Consider the following 21879-nt stretch of genomic DNA (forward strand, 5'->3'; position numbering starts at 1 on the left):
CTCATGACCCCCGACGCACGCGATCTGGCCGCCGCCGACCCGGACGTGGCCGCCGCCCTCGACGCGGAGCTCTCCCGCCAGCGCGACACCCTGGAGATGATCGCCAGCGAGAACTTCGCCCCGCTCGCCGTGATGCAGGCGCAGGGCTCGGTCCTGACCAACAAGTACGCCGAGGGGTACCCGGGCCGCCGCTACTACGGCGGCTGCGAACACGCCGACGTCATCGAGCAGTTGGCCATCGACCGGGTCAAGGAGCTGTTCGGCGCCGAGGCCGCCAATGTGCAGCCGCACTCGGGGGCGCAGGCCAACGCCGCCGCGATGGCCGCCCTGCTCAAGCCGGGCGACACCATCCTCGGCCTCGACCTCGCACACGGCGGCCACCTCACGCACGGCATGCGCATCAACTTCTCGGGCCGCCTCTACAACGTGGTCGCGTACCACGTGGACCCGGACGACCACCGGGTCGACATGGCGGAGGTCGCCCGCCTCGCCCGCGAGCACCGGCCGAAGCTGATCATCGCGGGCTGGTCGGCGTATCCGCGGCACCTGGACTTCGCGGCGTTCCGGCGGATCGCCGACGAGGTCGGCGCGTATCTGATGGTCGACATGGCGCACTTCGCGGGCCTGGTCGCCGCGGGCCTGCACCCCTCCCCCGTGCCGCACGCCCACATCGTCACCACGACCACGCACAAGACGCTGGGCGGCCCGCGCGGCGGCGTGATCCTGTCGACGGCCGAGCTCGCGAAGAAGGTCAACTCCGCGGTCTTCCCCGGTCAGCAGGGCGGTCCCCTTGAACATGTGATCGCGGCGAAGGCCGTGGCGTTCAAGCTGGCGGCCGAGCCGGAGTTCGCCGACCGGCAGCGCCGCACCCTGGAGGGCTCCCGCATCCTGGCCGAGCGGCTGCTGCACGACGACGCCCGGGCCGCCGGTATCGACGTCCTCACCAGGGGCACCGATGTCCATCTGGTCCTCGTCGACCTGCGCGCGTCCGATCTGGACGGGCAGCAGGCCGAGGACCGGCTGCACCGCATCGGCATCACCGTGAACCGCAACGCGGTCCCGGGCGACCCCCGGCCGCCGATGGTCTCCTCCGGCGTCCGGATCGGCACCCCCGCGCTCGCCGCGCGCGGCTTCGGCGCCGACGAGTTCACCGAGGTCGCCGACATCGTCGCCACCGCGTTCCTGCCCGGCTTCGACGACGAGACGGCCGGCGCCCTGCGCAAGCGGGTCACCGCGCTCACCGAGCGCTTCCCCCTCTACCCCACCCTCGCAGCCACCACCCAGGAAGAAGGAGGCCGGCGATGACCACCACCCCCGGCGACGCCCTGCCCGACCACCCCGACTTCCTGTGGCGCAATGCCGACCCGAAGAAGTCCTACGACGTCGTGATCGTGGGCGGCGGCGGACACGGCCTGGCGACCGCGTACTACCTCGCCAAGAACCACGGCATCACGAACATCGCCGTCCTGGAGAAGGGGTGGCTGGCGGGCGGCAACATGGCCCGCAACACCACCATCATCCGCTCCAACTATCTGTGGGACGAGAGCTCCGGCATCTACGAGAGCTCGCTCAAGCTGTGGGAAACCCTTGAGCAGGACCTCGACTACCCGATCCTGTTCAGCCAGCGCGGCGTCCTCAACCTCGCGCACAACCTCCAGGACGTCCGCGACAGCAAGCGCCGCGTCTACGCGAACCAGCTCAACGGCATCGACGCCGAGTGGCTGGAGCCCGACGAGGTCGCCAAGGTGTGTCCGATCGTCAACACCAGCCCGGACGTGCGCTATCCGGTGCACGGCGCCACCTACCAGCCGCGCGCGGGCATCGCCAAGCACGACTACGTGGCGTGGGGCTTCGCCCGCCGCTGCGACGCGTACGGCATCGACCTCATCCAGAACTGCGAGGTCACCGGCATCGACGTCAGCGGGGGCCGGGTCACCGGGGTGCAGACCAGCCGGGGGCGGATCGCCACGGGGAAGGTCGCGCTCGCGGCGGCCGGACACACCTCCGTGCTCGCGCAGATGGTCGGCCTGCGGCTGCCGTTGCAGAGCCACCCGCTCCAGGCACTCGTCTCCGAGCTGCTCGAACCCGTGCACCCCACCGTCGTGATGTCCAACGCGGTGCACGTGTACGTGTCGCAGGCGCACAAGGGCGAACTCGTCATGGGCGCCGGCATCGACAGCTACAACGGTTACGGGCAGCGCGGCGCCTTCCACATCATCGAGCGGCAGATGGCGGCGGCCCTGGAGCTGTTCCCGGTGTTCGCGCGCGCCCACATGCTGCGCACCTGGGGCGGCATCGTCGACACCACCCCGGACGCCTCCCCCATCGTCGGGCTCACCCCCGTCGAGGACCTGTACCTCAACTGCGGCTGGGGCACCGGCGGTTTCAAGGCGACCCCGGGCGTCGGCTGGGCGTACGCGCACACCATCGCGACCGGTGAACCCCATGACACCAACGCGCCGTTCACCCTCGACCGGTTCACGACCGGCGCCCTCGTCGACGAGCACGGCGCCGCCGCCGTCGCGCACTGAGCCCCTTCCTAGGAGAGATCCATGCAGCTCATCCCCTGCCCCTGGTGCGGGCCGCGCGAGGAGACCGAGTTCCACTACGGGGGCCAGGCACACGTCGAGCACCCCGCCGACCCGCACGCGCTCGACGACGAGCAGTGGGCCCAGTACGTGTTCTTCCGCGACAACCCCAAGGGTCCGTTCGCCGAGCGGTGGGCGCACACGGCGGGCTGCCGCCGCTGGTTCAACGCCGTGCGCGACACCGTGAGTTACGAGTTCCTGACCGTGTACCCCGTGGGTTCCCCGAACCCGCTCGGCACCGGCACGCGAGAGCGCCAGGAGGCGACCGCATGACAACTCCCTTCCGCGCCCCCGACGCACACGGCCGCATCGACCGCTCCACCACGCTGGACTTCGAATTCGACGGCACCCCCTACACCGGGCACCCCGGGGACACCCTCGCCTCCGCGCTGCTCGCGAACGGTGTGCACCGGGTGGCGACGAGCATCAAGTACGGCCGCCCGCGCGGCATCCTGGCCGCCGGTGTCGAGGAGCCCAACGCTCTCGTCCAGATCGAGGCCCCGTTCCCCGAGCCGATGCTCACCGCCACGACGATCGAGCTCTACGACGGTCTGGTGGCACGCGGCCTCGGCGGCCAGGGGCGGCTCGCCGCCGAGGCCGACCCCTCCCGGTACGACGCGCGGCACCTGCACGCCGAACTGCTGATCGTCGGCGCCGGCCCGGCCGGTCTCGCCGCCGCGCTCGCCGCGTGCGACGCGGGCGTCCGGGTCGTCCTCGTCGACAGCGCACCGGAGCCGGGCGGCGGCCTGCTCGGCACGCGCGAGACCATCGACGGCCGGCCCGCGCAGGAGTGGGTCGACTCGGTGACGGCCCGGCTCGCGGCGTCCTCGAACGTGACCGTCCTGACCCGCACCACCGCCTTCGGCCACTACGACGACAACCTCGTCCTGGCCCTCGAGAAGCGCACCGACCACCTCGGCGCCGCCGCCCCGAGCCATGTGTCCCGGCAGCGGGTGTGGCGCATCCGGGCCGAGCAGGTCGTGCACGCGACCGGCGCCACCGAGCGGCCGATCGCCTTCGACGACAACGACCGCCCCGGCATCATGCTGGCCTCCGCGGCCCGTACGTACCTGAACCGGTACGGCGTCCTCGCCGGCCGCCGGATCGCCGTCTTCACGACGAACGACTCGGCGTACGACGCGGTGCTCGAACTCGCCGACGCGGGCGTGGAGTTCGCCGCCGTCGTGGACGCGCGGCCGACCGTTCCCGAGCGGCTCGCCGGGGCGCTGGCCGAGCGCGGCATCCCGCTCCACCGCGACCACGTCGTCACCGGCACCAGCGGTGTCGAGCGCATCTCCCGCGTGCACATCGCCCGGCGTTCGGCGGACGACGCCCGGCGGCACGGTGTCGACTGCGACGTGCTCCTCGTCTCGGGCGGCTGGAACCCGGCCGTGGCCCTGTTCAGCCAGGCGCGCGGAAAGCTGCGCTACGACGCGGAACTCGCCACGTTCGTGCCCGCCAAGGCCCTGGCCACCGTACGCACGGCAGGCGCCGCGGAGGGTCTGCGCACGCTCGGGGAGTGCCTCGGCAGCGGCATCGCCGCGACGGCCGCGGCCCTTGAGGCGCTCGGCGTCACCGTCGCGCCGGTCGGCGTGCCGGCGGCCGCCACGGAACTCCCCTCCCCCATCGCCGTGTTGTGGCGTGTGCCCAGCCCGCGGGACGGCGCGGACGGCACGTCCCAGTTCGTCGACCTGCAACGCGACGCGCTCGTCAGCGACGTGTTCCGGGCGACCCGCGCGGGGCTGCGCTCCGTCGAGCACGTCAAGCGGTACACCACCATCGGCACCGCGCACGACCAGGGCCGTACGTCCGGGATCCTCACCTCGGGCATCGTCGCCGAGGGCCTCGGCACGGACATCGCCGAGCTGGGCACCACCAGCTTCCGGCCGCCCGTGCAGCCGATCGCGTTCGCGGCGTTCGCGGGCCGCAACCGGGGCGAGCTGTTCGACCCGGTGCGGGTGACCGCGCTGCACGCCTGGCACGAGCGGCACGGCGCGCTGTTCGAGGACGTCGGCCAGTGGAAGCGGCCCTGGTACTACCCGCTGCCCGGCGAGACGATGGACGACGCGGTGCAGCGCGAGTGCCGGGCGGCGCGGGGCGGCGTGGCGATGATGGACGGTTCGACGCTCGGCAAGATCAGCGTGCAGGGGCCGGACGCGGGTGAGCTGCTCAACCGGCTCTACACGAACATGATGGCCTCGCTGAAGCCGGGTCGGATCCGCTATGGCGTCATGTGCGGCATCGACGGCATGGCCATCGACGACGGCACGGTCATCCGCGTCTCGGAGGACGAGTTCCTCGTCACGACCACGACGGGCAACGCGGCCAAGGTCCTGGAGTGGATGGAGGAGTGGCTCCAGACGGAGTGGCCCGAGCTGCGCGTCCACCTCACCTCCGTGACCGAGCACTGGGCGACGATCCCGCTCGTGGGCCCGCGCTCGCGCGAGGTGCTCGCCGCGGTCGTCGGCGACGACCTGGATGTCTCCAACGAGGCGTTCCCGTTCATGAGTTGGCGCGACACGGTGATCGCCGGTGTCGAGGCCAGGGTGTGCCGGATCAGCTTCTCCGGAGAGCTCGCCTACGAGGTCAACGTCCCGGCCTGGTACGGGACGCACGTCTGGGAAGCGCTGTACGCCGCCGGACAGCCGCTCGGCCTCACCCCGTACGGCACCGAGACCATGCACGTGCTGCGCGCGGAGAAGGCGTACCCGATCATCGGGCAGGACACCGACGGGACGGTCACCCCGCAGGACCTCGGCATGAACTGGGTGATCTCCAAGAAGAAGCCGGACTTCGTCGGCAAACGCTCCTTCGCCCGGCCCGAGAACCGGCGCAGCGACCGCAAGCAGCTCGTCGCGCTGCTGCCCACCGACGAGCGCACCCTGCTCCCGGAGGGCGCCCAGATCATCGCCACCGAGGCGGTGCCCGAGCCGCCGGTCACGATGCTCGGCCATGTCACCTCCAGCTACCGCAGCGACGCCCTGCAACGCACCTTCGCCCTGGCGCTCGTCCGTTCCGGCACCGCCCGCGTCGGCGAGACCCTCTTCGTCCCGCTCGACGGCGCCACCGTGCCGGTGACCGTCGCCGAACCCGTCCTCTTCGACAAGGAGGGAGCCCGCCGTGACGGCTGACACCCACTCCCCCGTACGCATCAGTCCGCTCGCCGACTGGGACCCGCACCTGCCCGCCGGCCTCAGCGCGCACGAGCTCCCGTTCCTGACCCAGCTCACCCTGCGCGTGACACCGGGCAGCGCGGCGGCCACCGCCGTCGAGGGGTACCTCGGCTACGTACTGCCCGAGGCCTGCCGTGCCCACCTCGACGCGGAGGTCAAGGCGCTCTGGCTGGGCCCCGACGAGTGGCTCCTGGTCGCGCCCGCCGGGCAGGCCGGGGAACTGGCGGCCGGGCTGCGGACGGCGATCGGCGAGGAGTTCGCCACCGTCACCGACACCTCGGCGCAGCGCACGGTCCTCGCCCTGTCGGGACCGCTGCTGCCGGACATCCTGTCCCAGGGCTGCGCCATCGACCTCGCGCCCGGCAAGGCCGACGTCGGCACCTGCCACACCACGCTGCTCGCGCAGGCCGGTGTCACGGTGGTCGTACGCGAGGAGGGGCCGGAGTCCGTCTGGCTGCTGGTCAGGTCGTCGTTCGCCGGGTACCTCGCGGCGTGGCTGGCCGACGCGTGCACCGAGTACAGCGCCGAGCAACGCACCGAGTACGCCGGGGCCACTTGATGGGCATCAGCGTCTTCGACCTGTTCAAGGTCGGCATCGGGCCCTCCAGTTCGCACACGGTCGGCCCGATGCGCGCGGCGCACACCTTCGCCCACGCGCTGGAGCGGGACGGGCTGCTGTCCCGTACGCGGCAGGTCCGGGCCGAGCTGTTCGGCTCGCTCGGCGCCACCGGGCACGGGCACGGCAGCGTCAAGGCCGTCTTGCTCGGGCTGGAGGGCCATGCCCCCGAGACCGTGGATCCGGGCCTCGCGGACCCGGCCGTGGACCGGGTGCGGGAGACGGGCCTGCTGCGGCTGCTCGACAAGCAGCCCGTCCCGCTCACCCTCGACACCGACATCGTGCTCCACCGGAACAAACGCCTGGAGTTCCACTCCAACGCGATGACGTTCGAGGCGTGGGGCGCGGACGGGTCGAGCCTGGCCCGTCGTACGTACTACTCGGTCGGCGGCGGCTTCGTCCTCGACGAGGACGAGGCGCACGGTCCGCGCATCGTGCCCGACCGCACCCCGGTGCGCCATCCGTTCACCACCGCCGAGGAACTGCTCGCCCACACCCGCGCGACCGGCCTGCCGATCAGCTCGATCATGCTCGCCAACGAGCTGTCCTGGCGCAGCGAGGAGGGGGTGCGGGCCGGGCTGCTGCACATCTGGTCCGTCATGCAGGAGTGCGTGCGGACCGGCTGCGCGGCCCAGGGCACGCTGCCCGGTGGCCTGAAGGTGCGCCGCAGGGCGGCCGCGCTCAAGGGCAAGCTCGACGCGGCGCAGGACACCGCGGAGACGGACTCCCTGTACGCCATGGAGTGGGTGACGCTGTACGCCCTCGCCGTGAACGAGGAGAACGCGGCGGGCGGCCGGGTCGTCACCGCGCCGACCAACGGCGCGGCGGGCATCATCCCGGCGGTGCTGCACTACGTGGAGCGGTTCGGGCGCGACACCACCCCGGACGCCATCGTGCGCTTCCTGCTCACCGCGGGCGCGGTCGGCGTCCTGTTCAAGGAGAACGCCTCGATCTCGGGGGCCGAGGTGGGTTGCCAGGGCGAGGTCGGTTCGGCCTGCTCGATGGCGGCGGCCGGGCTCGCGGAGGTCCTCGGCGGCACCCCGGAGCAGGTGGAGAACGCGGCCGAGATCGGCATCGAGCACAACCTCGGTCTGACCTGCGATCCGGTGGGCGGCCTGGTGCAGATCCCGTGCATCGAACGCAATGCCGTCGCCGCGCTCAAGGCGATCACGGCCGCCCGGATGGCCGTGCACGGCGACGGCCGGCACCACGTCAGTCTCGACAAGGCCATCAAGACGATGCGCGAGACGGGTGCCGACATGAAGGACAAGTACAAGGAGACCGCACGCGGAGGCCTCGCCCTCAACGTCGTCGAATGCTGAGGAGACACCTGTCGTGACCACCACACGCAGCGCACGCACCGCAGTCAACCAGCACATCCTCACCCTCAGTTGCCCGGAACGGCCCGGCATCGTGCACGCCGTCACCTCCTTCCTGGTCGGCGAGGGCTGCGACATCACCGAGCACCAGCAGTTCGACGACCCCGACAACGGCACCGTCTTCCTGCGGACGAGTTTCACCGCGCCCGCGGGTACGGACGCGGCCCAGCTGGAGGAGCGCTTCGCCGCCACGGCCGAGGCGTACGCGATGGACTGGCGGCTGCGCGACGCGGCGGCCAAGCCCCGGGTCCTCGTCATGGTGTCGAAGTTCGACCACTGCCTCGCCGACCTGCTCTACCGGTGGCGCAGCGGCACCCTCGACGGCGACATCGCGCTCGTCGTCTCCAACCACGCCGATCTGCGCGAGCAGGTGGAGCAGGCGGGCGTGGAGTTCGTCCATGTGCCGGTCACCCGTGACACCAAAGCGGCGGCCGAGGAGCGGCTGCTGCGCCTGGTCGACGAGCACGCCATCGACCTGGTGGTGCTCGCCCGGTACATGCAGATCCTCTCGGACGACCTGTGCAAGGCGCTGGAGGGGCGGGCCATCAACATCCACCACTCGTTCCTGCCGAGCTTCGCCGGCGCCAAGCCGTACCACCAGGCGCATGCGCGGGGCGTCAAGCTCGTCGGCGCGACGGCCCACTACGTCACCGCCGACCTCGACGAGGGGCCCATCATCGAGCAGGAGGTGATCCGCGTCGACCACCGCCAGAGCGCCCGGGAACTCGTCCTCGTCGGCCGCGACGCCGAGCGCCTGGCGCTGGCCCGCGCGGTCAACTGGCACTGCCAGAACCGCGTCCTGCTGCACGGAAACCGCACGGTCATCTTCAACTGAGCCCGTTCAACCAAGCCCGGCAGAAGGGCAGTTCCTCCGTGACCACCCTCGTCAAGCTCGACGGCACCAGAGCCGCGGCCGACATCAAGACCGAACTCGCCGCCCGCGTCGCCGCGTTGCGGGCCCGCGGCGCGGCTCCCGGCCTCGGCACGATCCTGGTCGGGGACCACCCCGGCAGCCACGTCTACGTAGCGGGCAAGCACCGCGACTGCGCCGAGGTCGGCATCGAGTCGCAGCGCATCGAGCTGCCCGCCGACGCCACCCAGGCCGACGTCGAGGCGGCGGTCCTCGCCCTCAACGCCGACCCGGCCTGCACGGGCTTCATCGTCCAGCTCCCGCTGCCCCCGCACCTCGACACGCACGCCGTCCTCGAACTCATCGAACCGGCCAAGGACGCCGACGGCCTGCACCCCACCAATCTGGGCCGCCTCGTCCTCGGCACACCGGGTCCGCTGCCCTGCACCCCGCGCGGCATCATCGAGCTGCTGCGCCTGAGCGACGTGCGCATCACCGGTGCCACGTTCTGCGTCATCGGCTGCGGCATCACCGTCGGGCGCCCGCTCGGCCTGATGCTGACCCGCAGCAGCGAGCACGCCACGGTGACCATGTGCCACGAGCGCACGGAGGACATCGCGGCCCACGCCCGCGCGGCCGACGTGGTGGTCGCGGCCGCCGGCTCGGCCCACCTGGTCCGCCCCGACTGGATCAGACCGGGCGCCACGGTCCTTTCCGTCGGCATCACCCGCACCATCGAGGGCATCCTCGGCGACGTCCACCCGGACGTCGCCGGGGTGGCGGGCCGCCTCGCGCCGAAGATCGGCGGTGTCGGCCCGATGACACGGGCGATGCTGCTGACCAATGTGGTGGAGGCGGCGGAACGAGGGGCGGCGCGTTAGGACGTCACGTAGCCCCTCTCCCGCTACTCCACCGCCACCACCCTGCGCGCCAGCTTCGTCGCCTCCCCCACGTCCGTGATCGACCGCAGCCAGTACGTGTACGCGTAGTCCCGGTCGGCGAGGAGTTTGTACGGGGCGTGGGTCTGGGCGCCCCAGCTGTCGTCGCCGCCGACGCCCATCTGGCGGTGGTTGACCCGCAGGATCACCTCGTCGTGCGGGTCGAGCTGATAGTCGTGGCGTGCGCCGACCGACAGGTCCTCCGGGGTCAGGTGGGAGGCGGTGAGTTCGAACAGGGGGTGGTCGGCGGTGGGGTCGGCGGCCACCAGAAGGCCGCGCCCGCGGCCGTCCGTGAGCGCCGCCCAGCGCAGGTCCGTCCTGTTGCCGTTCTCCTGGGGGCGGATGTACGAGGTCCACTGCTCGGTCACGGTCGAGGACCAACGCCCCACGTCCGTACCGTCGTTGCGGTCCCAGTGGTTCTCCTCCGGGCCGCGTCCGTAGTAGTGCAGACGCTCCAGGGCCGCGGGCAGCCGCAGGATGGTGCCGACCTCGGGGAGATACGGGAGGGACGCGGCACCGGGATGCACGGCGTTGTCGACCTTGACGGCGCCGTCGCCGAAGACGGTGTACGTGGTGGCGTAGGTGGACTCGGTGGTGGTCGGCAGGGTGCCCTTGACCTCGATGCGCACGGCGCGGTCGTCGAGGCCCCGGACGCTCACCCTGGTCACCTTGCGGCGCGCCCCCGCGTCCCGCCAGGTCTGGTTGCGGGTGTGCTGCCCGTTGCCGTGGTCGTTGTCGGTCGGCGCGCGCCAGAAGTTGGGGACGGGGCCCGAGTCGAGGAGCCGGACGCCGTCGGCCTCGTAGGAGGTGATGACGCCGGTCGACTTGTCGAGGGCGAGGGTGAAGCCGTTTCCGGTGACGGAGACCGTCTTGTCGCCGTCCTCGTGGCGCAGGGCCGGTACGTTCTTCAGGGGGACGGGGGTCACCTTCGGGCTGCCCGCGTCGAGCGGGAGCTGTGCCCGAGCCACCTCGAAGCCCGCGTCGGCCCAGACCGTGTCGTTCTTCAGCCGGAAGGACAGGTTCAGGAAGAACTCTGCGCCGGGCGCGGGGGCGGACGGCAACTTCACGGGGACGGTGATGTTCTTGCGGGTGAGCGGCGCGACGTCGAGCTGGGAGCGGCTGAGGCTGCCGCGCTGGATCACCTCCCCGTCACGGGCCAGTTCCCAACGCCCGTCGTAATCGCGCAGGTTGGTGAAAAGGAACTCGTTGGTGAGGGTGATGTCTCCGGCTTCCCCGCCGCCCTCCTTCGGTGCCACCTGGACGGCCTGGTAGACCCGCTTGACCTCGGCTGCCTTGCCGGTGTGGCCCCGGTCCGCGGTGATGATGCCGTCGGCGACGAAGTTGCCGTCGTTGGGGTTGTCGCCCCAGTCACCGCCGTACGCGAGGAAGGTCTTGTCGCGCGGCTTCTTCTCCGTGACACCGACGGTCTTGGCGTCGAACCAGAAGCGCACCCCTTCGCCGTCCGGGCCGCGCTTGTCGTCGGCGAGTTCGGCGGCGCTCAGCGCGCGGGCGTAGACGCGGGCGCGGCGGATGGTGCCGCTGAACTCGCGGGTCATGTTGTCGACGTCCACGCCGAGGGCCAGCGGCGCGGTGTTGCTGGTGGGCTTGCCGGTCGTCGTCCTCGTGGCCTTGGCCGCCCCGTCGACGTAGAGCGTGAGGGTGCCCGCGTCCGCGTCGAAGACACCGGCGATGTGGTGCTCGCTGCCCGTCCAGCCCTCGGCCGGGGTGGCCCAGGTCGCGGTGATCCACTGACCGCCGGAGTGGATGAAGAACTCCAGGGTCTTCCCGTTCTGCTTGAGCGCGTACTGGGTGTCACCCTTGGCCACGATCGGCTGGTGGTAGCCGGTGACGTGCGGGGTCACCCAGGCTTCGAGGGTGAGGGGCCCGGTCAGGTCGAGGCGGTCGTCGCGGTCGAAGACCGTGGCTCCGCTCAGCCCCTTGTCCCGGCTGAACTCCCCTGCCGGGTTCAGGAGTTCACCCTTCAGCCCGACGGGCCCGGTCTCGGTGAGCAGCGTCCGCGGCGGTGTCGGCCAGCTCAGCGACTGGTCCACGAAGTCCCAGATCCAGCCGCCCTGCAACACGTCGTAGCGGCGGACGAGGTCCCAGTACTCCTTGAAGTTGCCGTTCGAGTTCCCCATCGCGTGGCAGTACTCGATCATCACGTACGGGCGGGTGTCGGAGGTGTCCTTTGCCTTCGACTCGACGTGGCTCGTCGACGGGTACATCTCGGAGCGGATGTCGCTCACGCCGGGGCTGTCGTCGCCCTCGTACTGGATGACGCGGGTGGTGTCGTAGGAGCGGATCCAGTCGTGCATGGCGGTGAAGGTGGAGCCGGATCCTGCCTCGTTGCCGAGGGACCAGATGACGACGGACGCGTGGTTCTTGTCGCGGTGGACCATGTTCTGGGCGCGGGCGACGCAGGCCTTGGTCCAGTCGGGGCGGCTGGCGGGGTAGTCGTCGCGGACGCCATGGGTCTCGAGGTTGGTCTCGTCGACGAGGTACAGGCCGTACTCGTCGGCGAGTTCGTACCAGATCGGATTGTTGGGGTAGTGCGAGGTGCGGACGGTGTTGATGTTCATCCGCTTGACGATCTCGATGTCCTTGACCAGGTCGGCGCGGGTGAGCGCGGTGCCGCGGTCGGGGTGCATCTCGTGGCGGTTGGTGCCGCGGAACGACACCGGTTTGCCGTTGATCCGCATCAGCCCGTCCTTGAGCGCGAACTCGCGCAGGCCGACGCGGTGCGAGAGCGTCTCGACGACCTTGCCCGCCGGGTCGCGCAGGCGGAGCACGGCGGTGTAGAGGTACGGGCTCTCGGCGGACCAAAGACGCGGCGAGGGAACGGACCTGGCGCCCTTCACCGTCACTTCGGAATCGGTGAGGGCGGCCTTCTGGGTGAGCGGGCGGGACCAGACGGGGTGACCGGCGGCGTCGTAGAGCTGGGTCTCGACGCTGTACGCGCCGCCGTCACCGGCGGAGTCGTGGACGGTGGCGGTCACCGACAGCTCGGCGGTGGTGTATCCGTCGCCGAGCGGGGTGTCGAGCTTGAAGTCGCGCAGGTGCACGGTGGGCGTCGAGTACAGGTACACCGAGCGGAAGATGCCGCTCAGCCGGATCATGTCCTGGTCCTCCAGCCAGTCGCCGTCGGAGAAGCGGTAGACCTCGACGGCGAGCTGGTTGGTGCCTTCGGTGAGGTGCGGGGTGATGTCGTACTCGGCCGGAGTGAAGGAGTCCTCGTGGTAGCCGACGAGCTTGCCGTTCACCCACACGTAGTGGGCCGACTTGACGCCCTCGAAGTGCAGGAGGACGCGTCTGCCCTTCCAGCCCCTCGGGACGGTGAAGGTGCGTCTGTACTGACCGACGGGGTTGTAGCGGGTCGGCGACGCGGGCGGCCTGGCCTCCTCGCCGAGGCCGTTGGCACCCCACCACGGGTAGGTGATGTTGGTGTAGATCGGAAAGTCGTGCCCGTGCAGCTGCCAGACGGCGGGAACGGGGATGGTGTCCCAGCCGCCGTCGTCGAGATCGGTGCGGTAGAAGTCCTCGTCGCGCTCGGACGGCCGGTCGACGTAGGCGAACTTCCAGTCCCCGTCGAGGCTCTGGCGGTACGGGGAGCGGGTGCGGTCGGCGGCGAGGGCCTGCGTCACGTCGGCGTACGGCATGAGGGTGGTGTGCGGGGGCTCGGTGCCGAGCCGGAACAGGTCGATGCGGCCGTTCCACTCGTCGCCGTCGACCGCGCCGGCCCGGGCGGCGGGCAGGGTCAGGGGCAGGGCGAGCGCCCCGGCGACGGCGGCGCCCGCCTGGAGCAGGCGGCGCCGGCTGAGCGGCATGGGGTGGGGGTGCGGGGGTTGCGGCATGGCTGTGCCCTTCTGCGGGTGTGGACACGTGCAACTGGAGTGGTGCGGAACGCCTGTTGAGCCGGCACCACCCTAAGAAGACAACACAACCGACACAATGACGCCGTAGGACTTTGTTGATTCGTGAGCACAATGGGCGGACAGCAGGAGGCCGCACCGCCGGGGTACGGCGGTGCGGCCTCCCTGACGCCGTGGCGGGACGGCTGCTTACGGGGCCTTGGTCGAGCTCGCGGAGCCCTGCTGGGGGACGTCGGCGCGCCCCTCCGCGGCCTCCGGCCCACTCGCCGCCCGCTTCGGAATGAGGAACAACGCCCCCATGGACAGCACACAACACCCCACGATGTAGAGGCTGATGCCGGTGCTGGACCCGGTGTCCTCCAGAATCGCGGCGGCGATCAGCGGGGCGGGCCCGCCGGCGATGACCGAGGCGAGCTGATAGCCGAGCCCGGCGCCGCTGTAGCGGACGTTGGCGCCGAAACCCTCGGCGATGAGCGCGGCCTGGGGCCCGTACTGCATGTCGTGGAAGACGAGGGACAGCACGATGGCGAGCAGCACGAGCCCTGGTGTCTTCGTATTGAGCAGAGCGAAGTAGGGGAACGCGAACGCACCCACGCACACGATGCCGACGCCGTACACCAGCCGGCGTCCGTAGCGGTCGGAGAGGTGCCCGAAGACGGGGATGGTGACCAGCCCGATGGCGGCGGCGACGAGCGTGTCGTCCAGCAGATCGCCACGGGCGAGCCCGAGATGGGAGGTCCCGTAGGTCAGGACGAAGGTGATGAAGAGGTAGAACGGCGCCTGCTCGGAGAGCCGGACGAACGCGGCGGCGAGCACCTCGCGCCACTGATGCCGCAGCACGTCCCACAGCGGCATGCGTACGACGGCCTCTTCCCGCTTCACCGCGGTGAAGTCGGGGCTCTCCAGGACCTTGAGACGCACGTAGAGGCCGACGGCGACGAGCACGCCGCTGGCCAGGAACGGAACGCGCCAGCCCCAGCTCTCGAAGCCGTCACCGGAGGCGGAACTCAGCCACTTGACCATGCCGGTGGAGATCAGCAGCCCGAGCGGCACGCCCATCTGCGGCCAACTGGCCATCAGCCCACGGCGTTTCCTCGACCCCCACTCCATGGACAGCAGCACGGACCCGCCCCACTCGCCGCCCACCCCGATGCCCTGGAAGACACGGAGCACCACGAGCAGGATCGGCGCGGCGAGCCCGATCGACGCATAGGTGGGCAGACACCCGATCAGGACAGTGCTCACACCCATCAGCAGCAGGGTGATGACAAGCGTGGACTTGCGGCCGACCCGGTCCCCGAAGTGCCCGAAGATCGCGGCACCGAGGGGACGGGCGGCGAACCCGACGAACTGGGTGGCGAAGGAGGCGAGCACACCCGTGTACTCGGACTGCCCGGGAAAGAACAGATGCGGGAAGACGAGCGCCGCCGCCGTCCCGTAGAGAAAGAAGTCGTACCACTCGATGGCGGTGCCGACCGTACTGGCGACGACCGCGCGATTACGGTGCCCGCGCACAGCGGACCGCCCCGCCCCTGACCCTGCATCCTGCGTCGTCACGACGCCTCCCTGCCCTGCCATCGGTGGAGCCACGGCACACGGGAACGAAAACCTCCGCGAGAGTGCTCCCCGGTCGCGTCCATGTCAAGGAATCGAACGAGGTTCAACTATCGGGTGAGGCCGCCGGGGCGCGGGCGCCGCACAATGGGTCCATGCGGTACGCCGAGGTGCTCACGGTGGGGCTGGGCGGCCGCGGAGCCGCACGTTTTGAGAAGACAGCGCCTGAGCGGGTGCGTGGCGTCGGTGTCGGGCCGCCCGGCGGCGAGGGTCCCGCGCTCGTCCTGCCGGTGCCGGGCCCGCCGATGATCGATGACAAGGACAGCGTCCAGCTGTCGGAGCTGGTGGCCAAGGGGGCCGGAGGGACACTGTTCCTGGAGACCGACGACTGCAAGGCCGCCTACGACGAGCTGTCCGCGCGCGGCGTCGCGTTCAACGACCCGCCGACCTCGCGGCCGTACGGCATCGACGCCTCGTTCCGGGACCCCTCGGGCAACGACATCCGGTTGACGCAGGTACTCGCGTTCGATCCCGGGCGCGGCTGACCGCGCGCGGGGCACCGGCCTTCACGAGGCCCGGACCGCGCCGGTCCGCCCGCCGTCCTGCGCGTGCTCCGCGCGGGCCGCCTCCAGCAGGTTGCGCCAGGACGTGACGGTGGGGCGCCTGCGCAGCAGGGCCCGCCGTTCGCGTTCCGTGGCGCCGCCCCACACGCCGTATTCGATGCGTTCGTCCAGGGCGTGCGCCAGGCACTCGGTCCTGACCACGCACGTGTCGCAGAACCGCTTGGCGTGGGACTGCGCCGCGCCCTCCACGAACAGTTCCTCGGGGTCCGTGGCCTTGCATGCCGCCTTGTCCCACCACGAGTTGAAGATGTCCGTCACTGTCTGCTCCTTGCTCCTGGCAAATTCGGTCCGTCTCAGGTGCGATTCGCGACCGTACGCCATAGATCCTCAACAGGCAGCCCATGACCAGGAGTTGAACGGTGAGTCACCGAGGGTTTCGGGCCGTCAGCCGAGCCCTGCCACGGCGCCACCGAGCCTGCGGACCGCCTCGTCCACCGTGGCGCGCGGACAGCCCAGGTTCACTCTCATGTAGCCGTGGCCCTCGGCCCCGAACTTCTGCCCCCGGTCCAGCCAGAGGCGCGCCTCGGTGAGCATGAACCTGTCGAGCGCCTCGGCGTCCATCCCGAGGCCCCGGCAGTCCATCCACGCCAGGTAGAGCGCGTCCGCGGGCAGCACACGCAGCTTCGAGGTGACGCCGTGGACCGCCTTCGCGAAGTGCTCGTGGTTGCCGCGCAGATAGCCGAGCAACTGCTCGAGCCAGGGTTCGCCGTGGGTGTACGCCGCCTCGGCCGCGACCATGCCGAGTACGTTGACCAGCGGGAACACATTGCGGTCGTACTGGCGGGCGAAGTCCGCGCGCAGCCGGCGGTCCGGGATCAGGATGTTCGCGCACTGCATCCCGGGCAGGTTGAACGTCTTGCTCGGCGCCGTACAGGTGATGCTCGTGCGGGCGAACTCCGGGCCGAGGGAGGCGAACGGGATGTGCGTACGGTCCGGGTTGAGGACCAGGTCCTGGTGGATCTCGTCGGACACGACCAGGACACCGTGCCGAGCGCAGATCTCGCCCATGGTGCGCAGCTCGTCCTCCGTCCAGACGTTCCCGGTGGGGTTGTGGGGGTGGCTGAGGATGAACAGCTTGGTGTCGGGGCGGATGGCGTCCTCGAAGGTGCGGGCGTTGAACCGGTAGCCGTCGTCGGTACGTTCCAGCGGCGCGTGCGCGAGGTGGCGGCCGTTGAGTCGTACGTCCTCGTGGAAGTGCACGTAGACGGGCGGCTGGATCAGGACGGAGTCGCCGGGCGAGGAGAAGGCCTGGACGATGGTCTTGAGGGAGGTGATGACGCCCGCCGTCGGCACCACCCAGTCGCGCGAGACGTCCCAGCCGAAGCGCCTGGCCTGCCAGTTGACCACGGCGTCGAGGTAGCCGTCGGTCGCGCCGCCGGGATAGCCGAGGACGCCGTGGTCGACGGCGGCGTGCAGCGCGTCGAGGACCGCCTGCGGGGCCTTGAAGTCGGTGTCGGCGACCCACATCGGCAGGGGCTTCGCCGCGGCCTCGTCGGGGGCCAGGAGGGATTCGGCGAAGGTCCACTTCATGGAGTTCGAGCGCGTGCGGTCGACGACGGTGTCGAAGAGCGAAGCGCTTTCGGTTGCCGGGCCTGAACCTGAAGTCGTCTCGGATGCCATGACTGGATGCTAGATCCGGTCCGTCAGCTCCTCCGCGTACACCTGGGACAGCGGCTGCGGCCCCACGTACTGCTGGCAGTTGCACTGGCCCGCCTCGTAGTGGGTCGGCTTCTTGTTCTCGTCCCAGGCCGTGGGGACCTCGACGCGCTCGTGGCAGCGGCCCGTCTTGTCGTGCTTGGCGAGGTGGTGGGCGCAGCCGCAGACCGGCTCCGGCGGCTTGTTCGCGGCCTCCACCGCGAGGCGCGCCTGCTTGGCGGCCTCGAGCCGCTCCAGCCTTCGCTCGTGCCGGTTGCGCAACGCGCCGCGCGCGGTGTCCGCCACCCACGCGAACGCGCCCGTCCAGAACAAGATGAGAACCACCCAAATCCAGTTCATCTACCGCCCCTTCCCCCCGGATGCGCGTGCGGTGACCTACAGGATAGGCGCCGCGCCGCGGCTGCGCGCCTTCCCCGTGCACCCGCACCACCCCGCGCTCCCGTCCACCGAGACGACGCCGACGGCCTCGATCCGCGTCACCGCGTCCGGCACGCCAACGCGTCCAGCCGGGCCGATGCACGAGAATGCGGGCATGAGCACCGCCCCCCGCCCCGCTTCCCGCCCCGCACCCTCCGACCGGGCCACGTCCTTCGACCGGGCCGCGAACGAGTACGCGACGAGCCGGCCGTCCTACCCGGCCGAACTCCTCGACCTGATCGAGGAGTTCACGGGAACCGGCCTCACGGACACCCGCGTCGCGGACGTCGGTGCGGGCACCGGGATCTCCACCGCGCTGCTGCGGGAGCGGGGCGCCGAGGTGATCGCGGTGGAGCCGGGCGGGGCGATGGCCCGGGAGTGCCGCGCGCGAGTGCCGGACGTGCCCGTCGTACGCGGCGACGGCAACGCCCTGCCGCTCGCCACGGCCTCCCGCGACCTCATCACGTACGCGCAGTCCTGGCAGTGGACCGATCCCGCCCGCTCCGTACCGGAGGCGCTTCGGGTGCTGCGGCCGGACGGTGCGTTGGCGATCTGGTGGAACACGACGGCCTTCGACGTGCCGTGGATCCGCGACCAGCACGAGCGCATCGCACGACACTGCGGGGTGGCAGCGAAGTCCGCCGCACGCCCCTCGGACGACGACGCCGTCCGCCTCGCGGGCCTGTCGGGGCTGCGGGCCGTGCGCCACCGGCTGCGCTGGAGCCGCACCGTCCCGGTCGACACACATCTCGCCAACATCGGCAGCCGCTCGGCGTTCCTGGTCCTGGAGGAGGCGGCCCGGCGGGCGTTCCTCTCCGACGAGCGCGAGCGGCTCGGTGCGATGTTCCCCGGCGGGGAGGTGGAGGAGACGTACGTCGTCGACGCCCTGGTGGCCCGGCGGGCCTGACTCAGCCCTGGGCCTGCGGCTCCGGCAGCGGCTCCCCGGTCTCCAGGAGCGTCTTGAGGCTGGACAGCAGGGCCGGCCAGCCGTCGCCGATCATGCCGCGGACGGTGCTGTCGGGGTCGAAGCCGTCGTGCACGACGGTGAGCTTCACGGTCTCCCCCATCGCCTCGAGGTCGAAGGACACCTTCGAGCGACCCTCGCCCGCGATGCGCTGCCGCAGCTCCTCGTCGACGCCGACGGCCTTCGCCCACGCGGGAGTGAAGGTGTGCCAGGTGTACGCGAGACGGCGCGGCGGGTCGGCCTCCAGGACGACCTGCTCGGGGTCCTCGGTGCGGTTGTCGCCCTCGACCCATGCCATGGGCGAACCGGGCTTCCAGTCGGCCTCGAACGCGACACCCCAGTAGCGGCGGGTGAACGCGGGCGAGGTGAGCGCCTCCCACAGCCGCTCGGGGGTGGTGCGGACGTAGCTGGTGTGAACGAAGGGCGCGGTGGCGGCGCCGCCGGGGGTGGCGTTGCTCATGGGGGTTTCCTCTTCCAGTGCGGTACGGAGGTCGTCGAGGGCGGCGGCGCGATGCCGGTCGTAGCGGCTCAGCCAGCGGTCGGCGACCGCGTTGAGGGGCGCGGCGTCGAGGTAGTGCAGCTTTTCGCGGCCCCGGCGCACGGTCGTGACCAGGCCCGCCGCCTCGAGGACGGCGAGGTGCTTGCTGACCGACTGCCGGGCCATGTCCAGCTCGCCGCACAGCTCGCCCAGCGTCTGCCCGCCCCGGTCGTTGAGGCTGTCGAGCAGCCGGCGGCGGCCGGGGTCGGCGAGCGCCTTGAATATCGCGTCCACGGGGGTCGTGCCCTCTCTCGGTCGACTCGACATGCAGCCGATTGGCTGCACATTCGACGATAGGCAGCCTTTGGGCTGCATGTCAATCCGGGGCCGTCCGTCCGGATGCGAGGCCCTTGGTCGCGGCAGGCCGCCGGGGACCCTCGCTTCAGTGCTGTGGTCGACATCAATTCGCATGCACCGTCGGGCCGTTGATGCCATCGTTGCCCCATGCAGCCACCAGCCCCGGAAGCTCCCCGGCCCGGCGATGCCTTCGGTCGCGTTCTCGCCCGTTGCTGGCAGGCCGACGCCGCTCCCTGGTCGGCCGTCGAGGTGATCGAGCGCGACGACGGGCTGATCCGGGCCAACGACGCCGCGCGGTACTTCAGCACGCTGGAGCAGTGGCCGGCTCTGGAGCGGTGGGCCTGGGAACAGGCCGGTGGGCGGATCCTGGACGTGGGGTGCGGCGGCGGGCGTCACGCGGTCGAGTGGGTGGCCCGTGGGCATCGCGTCGTGGGCCTCGACTCCTCCGCCGGGGCCGTGGACGTCACGCGTCAACGCGGGGTCGAGGCGGTGGTCGGCGAGGTGCCCGAGCTCCCCGAGGGCCTCGGCCGGTTCGACACGATCGCCATGCTGGGCAACAACTTCGGCCTGCTGGGCGGCCCGGACCGCGCACCCAGCGTCCTGTCGGCCCTCGGCGAGCTGGCCTCCCCCGGCGCGCTCCTCATCGGTTCCGGCTCGGACCCGGGCGACGGCGGGAGCGACCATGCGGCCTACCACGCCCGCAACCTCCGGCACGGGCGGGCCCGTGGCCAACTCCGGCTCCGCGTCAGGGACGAGGCGACGGCGACACCATGGTTCGACTACTGGCTGGCGGCACCGGACGAACTCACCGCCCTCATCCACGCGTCCCCGTGGACCCTGGAGACCCTACGACGGGACCCGGACGGCTCCGGCTACGTGATGTGCCTGCGCCGGTGACCGTTCGGGGCCCCACTTCAGCCGCCGGATACTGTTTTCGCTGCCCGATGACGCCCCCTGCCATGAACCCCTGGAAGGAACGCACCCGTTGAGCACGGCCGGTTATTTCGAACGCATCGACGAGCACCGCTACAAGCCCACTGCCCACGCGAGCGGGGCGTGGGACCCCGACGAGATGCACTTCAGCCCCCTCGGCGGCCTGGTCGTGCACGCGCTCGACCGCCATCTCGTCGACCGACCGGACCGTGGGCTCGTCATGTCGCGGCTCAGCTTCGACATCCTCGGCCGCCTCGCCCTCGACGAGTGCGAGATCCGTGTCGAGACCGTACGGCCCGGCCGCACCATCGAACTCCTCGAAGCCGTCGTGCTCATCTCCGGCCGTCCCGTCGTCCGCGCCCGCGCCTGGCTGCTCGCCACCGGCGACACGGCGGCCGTGGCCGGTGGCGCGGACGAGCGGCTCCCGGCGCCCGAGGGGCTCACCTCGTGGCCGATGGCGTCCGTGTGGCCGGGTGGTTACATCGCCTCGCTCGACGTCCGGCCGGTCGCGCCCCCGCAGCCGGGCCGTACGACCGCGTGGATCGCGACCGGACTCGACCTGGTCGCCGGGGAGGAGGCCGGCTCTCTCGCCTCGTACGTCGCCCTGGTCGACACCGCCAACGGAATCGCCGTACGCGAGTCACCCGCGGACTGGATGTTCCCCAACGTCGACCTGACCATTCACTTCCATCGCCTCCCCGAAGGCGGCTGGACCGGCCTCGACACCACGGTCGTCTTCGGCCCCACCGGCCAGGGAGTCACCACCTCGGTCCTCCATGACACCCACGGCCCCGTGGGCCACGCCCAGCAGATGCTCACCGTCCGCCCCCAGCCCGGACGCTCGTGAACCTGGGGGGGGCGGGACCGCCGTCGTCCCCTGCCCCCGCCCCCGCGCTCGCGGCCGGCGGAGCCGGGCCGCCGCCTACGCTGCCTTCACAATCCCGCCACGCTCGGCGGCCGCCCATTCCGCGACCAGCACCTCGTACTCCCGACGCTGCTCCGCACTCAACCGGCCACCGGAGCGCAGCATCAGGTCGCGGATCCGCTCGTTGAGTTCGTCGGCGGACCGTGCGGGACCATGCTCGGGTGTGGGGATCATGTGAAGAGAATAGTGGCAGCCACTGACAACGGGCACGCGATTTGCGCCCGACCGGACGTGCTGTGCCACACACTCGACGTCCAGACCGGGTCCCGCGGGCGGAACTTGGGCCTCTCGAACGGAGTAACACTCATGACGGACGGCCCCTCGGACGACCTGGGCCCCCGCGAGGTCCTGGCCCCGGGCGGGAGGAGGTGCGGGCGGGGTACCGGGCGGCCTGGGGCGCGAGTCCCGCGCGGCCGCAGCGGATCGACGACGTCCGCGTCCACGAGAGCACCGACCCCGAACTGATCACGGTCGAGCAGGTGGTCACCGGGACCGTGACCACGACCGGCCGGACGTTCCGCTTCCCCGGCCTCCTGGTGCTCCGGGTCCGCGACGGCCT

General features: G+C 71.2%; 17 protein-coding genes and 2 pseudogenes. 12 read left to right on the forward strand and 7 right to left on the reverse strand.

The window, feature by feature from the left end; all coding sequences use genetic code 11:
* Positions 1 to 3: 3 nt before the first annotated feature.
* The 7 genes and pseudogenes from ACNYS0_RS01965 to ACNYS0_RS01995 all read left to right on the forward strand — a co-directional run bounded on the left by ACNYS0_RS01965 (position 4) and on the right by ACNYS0_RS01995 (position 9487).
* On the forward strand, positions 4 to 1305 hold the full coding sequence (locus ACNYS0_RS01965) for a serine hydroxymethyltransferase (RefSeq protein ID WP_422470862.1): 1302 nt from the start codon (positions 4 to 6) through the stop codon (positions 1303 to 1305).
* Positions 1302 to 2531 carry a sarcosine oxidase subunit beta family protein gene (locus tag ACNYS0_RS01970; RefSeq protein WP_422470863.1) on the forward strand — a complete coding sequence of 410 codons (1230 nt, stop codon included), beginning with the start codon at positions 1302 to 1304 and terminating at the stop codon, positions 2529 to 2531. Before ACNYS0_RS01965 ends, ACNYS0_RS01970 begins: the two co-directional genes overlap by 4 nt.
* Before the next feature lie 21 nt (positions 2532 to 2552).
* Positions 2553 to 5719 (forward strand): annotated as a pseudogene (locus ACNYS0_RS01975) (sarcosine oxidase subunit delta family protein).
* A complete protein-coding gene (locus tag ACNYS0_RS01980) occupies positions 5709 to 6320 on the forward strand; it encodes a sarcosine oxidase subunit gamma (protein WP_422470864.1) in 612 nt (203 codons plus the stop codon). Before ACNYS0_RS01975 ends, ACNYS0_RS01980 begins: the two are co-directional and overlap by 11 nt.
* Complete coding sequence (locus ACNYS0_RS01985; RefSeq protein WP_422470865.1) at positions 6320 to 7699, forward strand: L-serine ammonia-lyase; 1380 nt, start codon at positions 6320 to 6322, stop codon at positions 7697 to 7699. Before ACNYS0_RS01980 ends, ACNYS0_RS01985 begins: the two co-directional genes overlap by 1 nt.
* Before the next feature lie 13 nt (positions 7700 to 7712).
* Positions 7713 to 8591 carry a formyltetrahydrofolate deformylase gene (gene purU / locus ACNYS0_RS01990; protein ID WP_422470866.1) on the forward strand — a complete coding sequence of 293 codons (879 nt, stop codon included), beginning with the start codon at positions 7713 to 7715 and terminating at the stop codon, positions 8589 to 8591.
* A gap of 38 nt (positions 8592 to 8629) precedes the next feature.
* Positions 8630 to 9487, forward strand: coding sequence for a bifunctional methylenetetrahydrofolate dehydrogenase/methenyltetrahydrofolate cyclohydrolase (locus ACNYS0_RS01995; RefSeq protein WP_422470867.1), 858 nt, complete (start codon positions 8630 to 8632; stop codon positions 9485 to 9487).
* A 23-nt stretch (positions 9488 to 9510) separates the two neighbouring features.
* On the opposite strand, the gene ACNYS0_RS02000 is transcribed toward ACNYS0_RS01995, so the two are convergent.
* A complete protein-coding gene (locus ACNYS0_RS02000) occupies positions 9511 to 13395 on the reverse strand; it encodes a glycoside hydrolase family 2 TIM barrel-domain containing protein (RefSeq protein ID WP_422470868.1) in 3885 nt (1294 codons plus the stop codon).
* A gap of 207 nt (positions 13396 to 13602) precedes the next feature.
* Entirely contained in the window at positions 13603 to 14970 is a 1368-nt protein-coding gene (locus ACNYS0_RS02005) for an MFS transporter (RefSeq protein ID WP_422470869.1), read from the reverse strand.
* 152 nt (positions 14971 to 15122) lie between these two features.
* Between ACNYS0_RS02005 and ACNYS0_RS02010 the strand changes: the two genes are divergently transcribed.
* A complete protein-coding gene (locus ACNYS0_RS02010; protein WP_422470870.1) occupies positions 15123 to 15512 on the forward strand; it encodes a VOC family protein in 390 nt (129 codons plus the stop codon).
* 21 nt (positions 15513 to 15533) lie between these two features.
* Here ACNYS0_RS02010 and ACNYS0_RS02015 read toward each other — a convergent pair whose 3' ends face one another.
* The 3 genes from ACNYS0_RS02015 to ACNYS0_RS02025 all read right to left on the reverse strand — a co-directional run bounded on the left by ACNYS0_RS02015 (position 15534) and on the right by ACNYS0_RS02025 (position 17585).
* On the reverse strand, positions 15534 to 15839 hold the full coding sequence (locus tag ACNYS0_RS02015) for a WhiB family transcriptional regulator (protein ID WP_422482419.1): 306 nt from the start codon (positions 15837 to 15839) through the stop codon (positions 15534 to 15536).
* Between the two features lie 135 nt (positions 15840 to 15974).
* On the reverse strand, positions 15975 to 17210 hold the full coding sequence (locus ACNYS0_RS02020; RefSeq protein WP_422470871.1) for a MalY/PatB family protein: 1236 nt from the start codon (positions 17208 to 17210) through the stop codon (positions 15975 to 15977).
* 9 nt (positions 17211 to 17219) lie between these two features.
* Positions 17220 to 17585 (reverse strand): hypothetical protein, encoded by a 366-nt coding sequence (locus ACNYS0_RS02025; RefSeq protein WP_422434101.1) that lies wholly within the window; start codon positions 17583 to 17585, stop codon positions 17220 to 17222.
* A 193-nt stretch (positions 17586 to 17778) separates the two neighbouring features.
* Between ACNYS0_RS02025 and ACNYS0_RS02030 the strand changes: the two genes are divergently transcribed.
* The gene (locus tag ACNYS0_RS02030) at positions 17779 to 18570 is read left to right on the forward strand and encodes a class I SAM-dependent methyltransferase (RefSeq protein WP_422470872.1); all 792 of its coding nucleotides are present in this window, start codon (positions 17779 to 17781) and stop codon (positions 18568 to 18570) included.
* A gap of 1 nt (position 18571) precedes the next feature.
* Here ACNYS0_RS02030 and ACNYS0_RS02035 read toward each other — a convergent pair whose 3' ends face one another.
* Complete coding sequence (locus ACNYS0_RS02035; protein ID WP_422470873.1) at positions 18572 to 19399, reverse strand: ArsR/SmtB family transcription factor; 828 nt, start codon at positions 19397 to 19399, stop codon at positions 18572 to 18574.
* A 210-nt stretch (positions 19400 to 19609) separates the two neighbouring features.
* Here ACNYS0_RS02035 and ACNYS0_RS02040 point away from each other — a divergent pair, with 210 nt between their 5' ends.
* The gene (locus tag ACNYS0_RS02040) at positions 19610 to 20359 is read left to right on the forward strand and encodes a class I SAM-dependent methyltransferase (protein WP_422470874.1); all 750 of its coding nucleotides are present in this window, start codon (positions 19610 to 19612) and stop codon (positions 20357 to 20359) included.
* 88 nt (positions 20360 to 20447) lie between these two features.
* On the forward strand, positions 20448 to 21242 hold the full coding sequence (locus ACNYS0_RS02045; protein WP_422470875.1) for a thioesterase family protein: 795 nt from the start codon (positions 20448 to 20450) through the stop codon (positions 21240 to 21242).
* A gap of 75 nt (positions 21243 to 21317) precedes the next feature.
* Here ACNYS0_RS02045 and ACNYS0_RS02050 read toward each other — a convergent pair whose 3' ends face one another.
* Positions 21318 to 21494: a hypothetical protein gene (locus ACNYS0_RS02050; RefSeq protein WP_422470876.1), complete on the reverse strand. Its 177-nt coding sequence runs from the start codon at positions 21492 to 21494 to the stop codon at positions 21318 to 21320.
* Between the two features lie 62 nt (positions 21495 to 21556).
* Between ACNYS0_RS02050 and ACNYS0_RS02055 the strand changes: the two are divergent.
* Positions 21557 to 21877 (forward strand): annotated as a pseudogene (locus ACNYS0_RS02055) (nuclear transport factor 2 family protein); the annotation flags it as partial.
* Between the last annotated feature and the right edge of the window lie 2 nt (positions 21878 to 21879).

The sequence above is a fragment of the Streptomyces anthophorae genome, assembly GCF_049310305.1.
In the GTDB taxonomy this organism is placed as follows: domain Bacteria; phylum Actinomycetota; class Actinomycetes; order Streptomycetales; family Streptomycetaceae; genus Streptomyces.

Bases quoted from the DNA above. Each gene is read 5' to 3' on its own strand.
- ACNYS0_RS01965 (WP_422470862.1), top strand. From the start codon at position 4: ATGACCCCCGACGCACGCGATCTGGCCGCCGCCGACCCGGACGTGGCC.
- ACNYS0_RS01970 (WP_422470863.1), top strand. From the start codon at position 1,302: ATGACCACCACCCCCGGCGACGCCCTGCCCGACCACCCCGACTTCCTG.
- ACNYS0_RS01985 (WP_422470865.1), top strand. From the start codon at position 6,320: ATGGGCATCAGCGTCTTCGACCTGTTCAAGGTCGGCATCGGGCCCTCC.
- ACNYS0_RS02000 (WP_422470868.1), bottom strand. From the start codon at position 13,395: ATGCCGCAACCCCCGCACCCCCACCCCATGCCGCTCAGCCGGCGCCGC.
- ACNYS0_RS02010 (WP_422470870.1), top strand. From the start codon at position 15,123: ATGCGGTACGCCGAGGTGCTCACGGTGGGGCTGGGCGGCCGCGGAGCC.
- ACNYS0_RS02020 (WP_422470871.1), bottom strand. From the start codon at position 17,210: ATGGCATCCGAGACGACTTCAGGTTCAGGCCCGGCAACCGAAAGCGCT.
- ACNYS0_RS02025 (WP_422434101.1), bottom strand. From the start codon at position 17,585: ATGAACTGGATTTGGGTGGTTCTCATCTTGTTCTGGACGGGCGCGTTC.
- ACNYS0_RS02030 (WP_422470872.1), top strand. From the start codon at position 17,779: ATGAGCACCGCCCCCCGCCCCGCTTCCCGCCCCGCACCCTCCGACCGG.
- ACNYS0_RS02040 (WP_422470874.1), top strand. From the start codon at position 19,610: ATGCAGCCACCAGCCCCGGAAGCTCCCCGGCCCGGCGATGCCTTCGGT.
- ACNYS0_RS02050 (WP_422470876.1), bottom strand. From the start codon at position 21,494: ATGATCCCCACACCCGAGCATGGTCCCGCACGGTCCGCCGACGAACTC.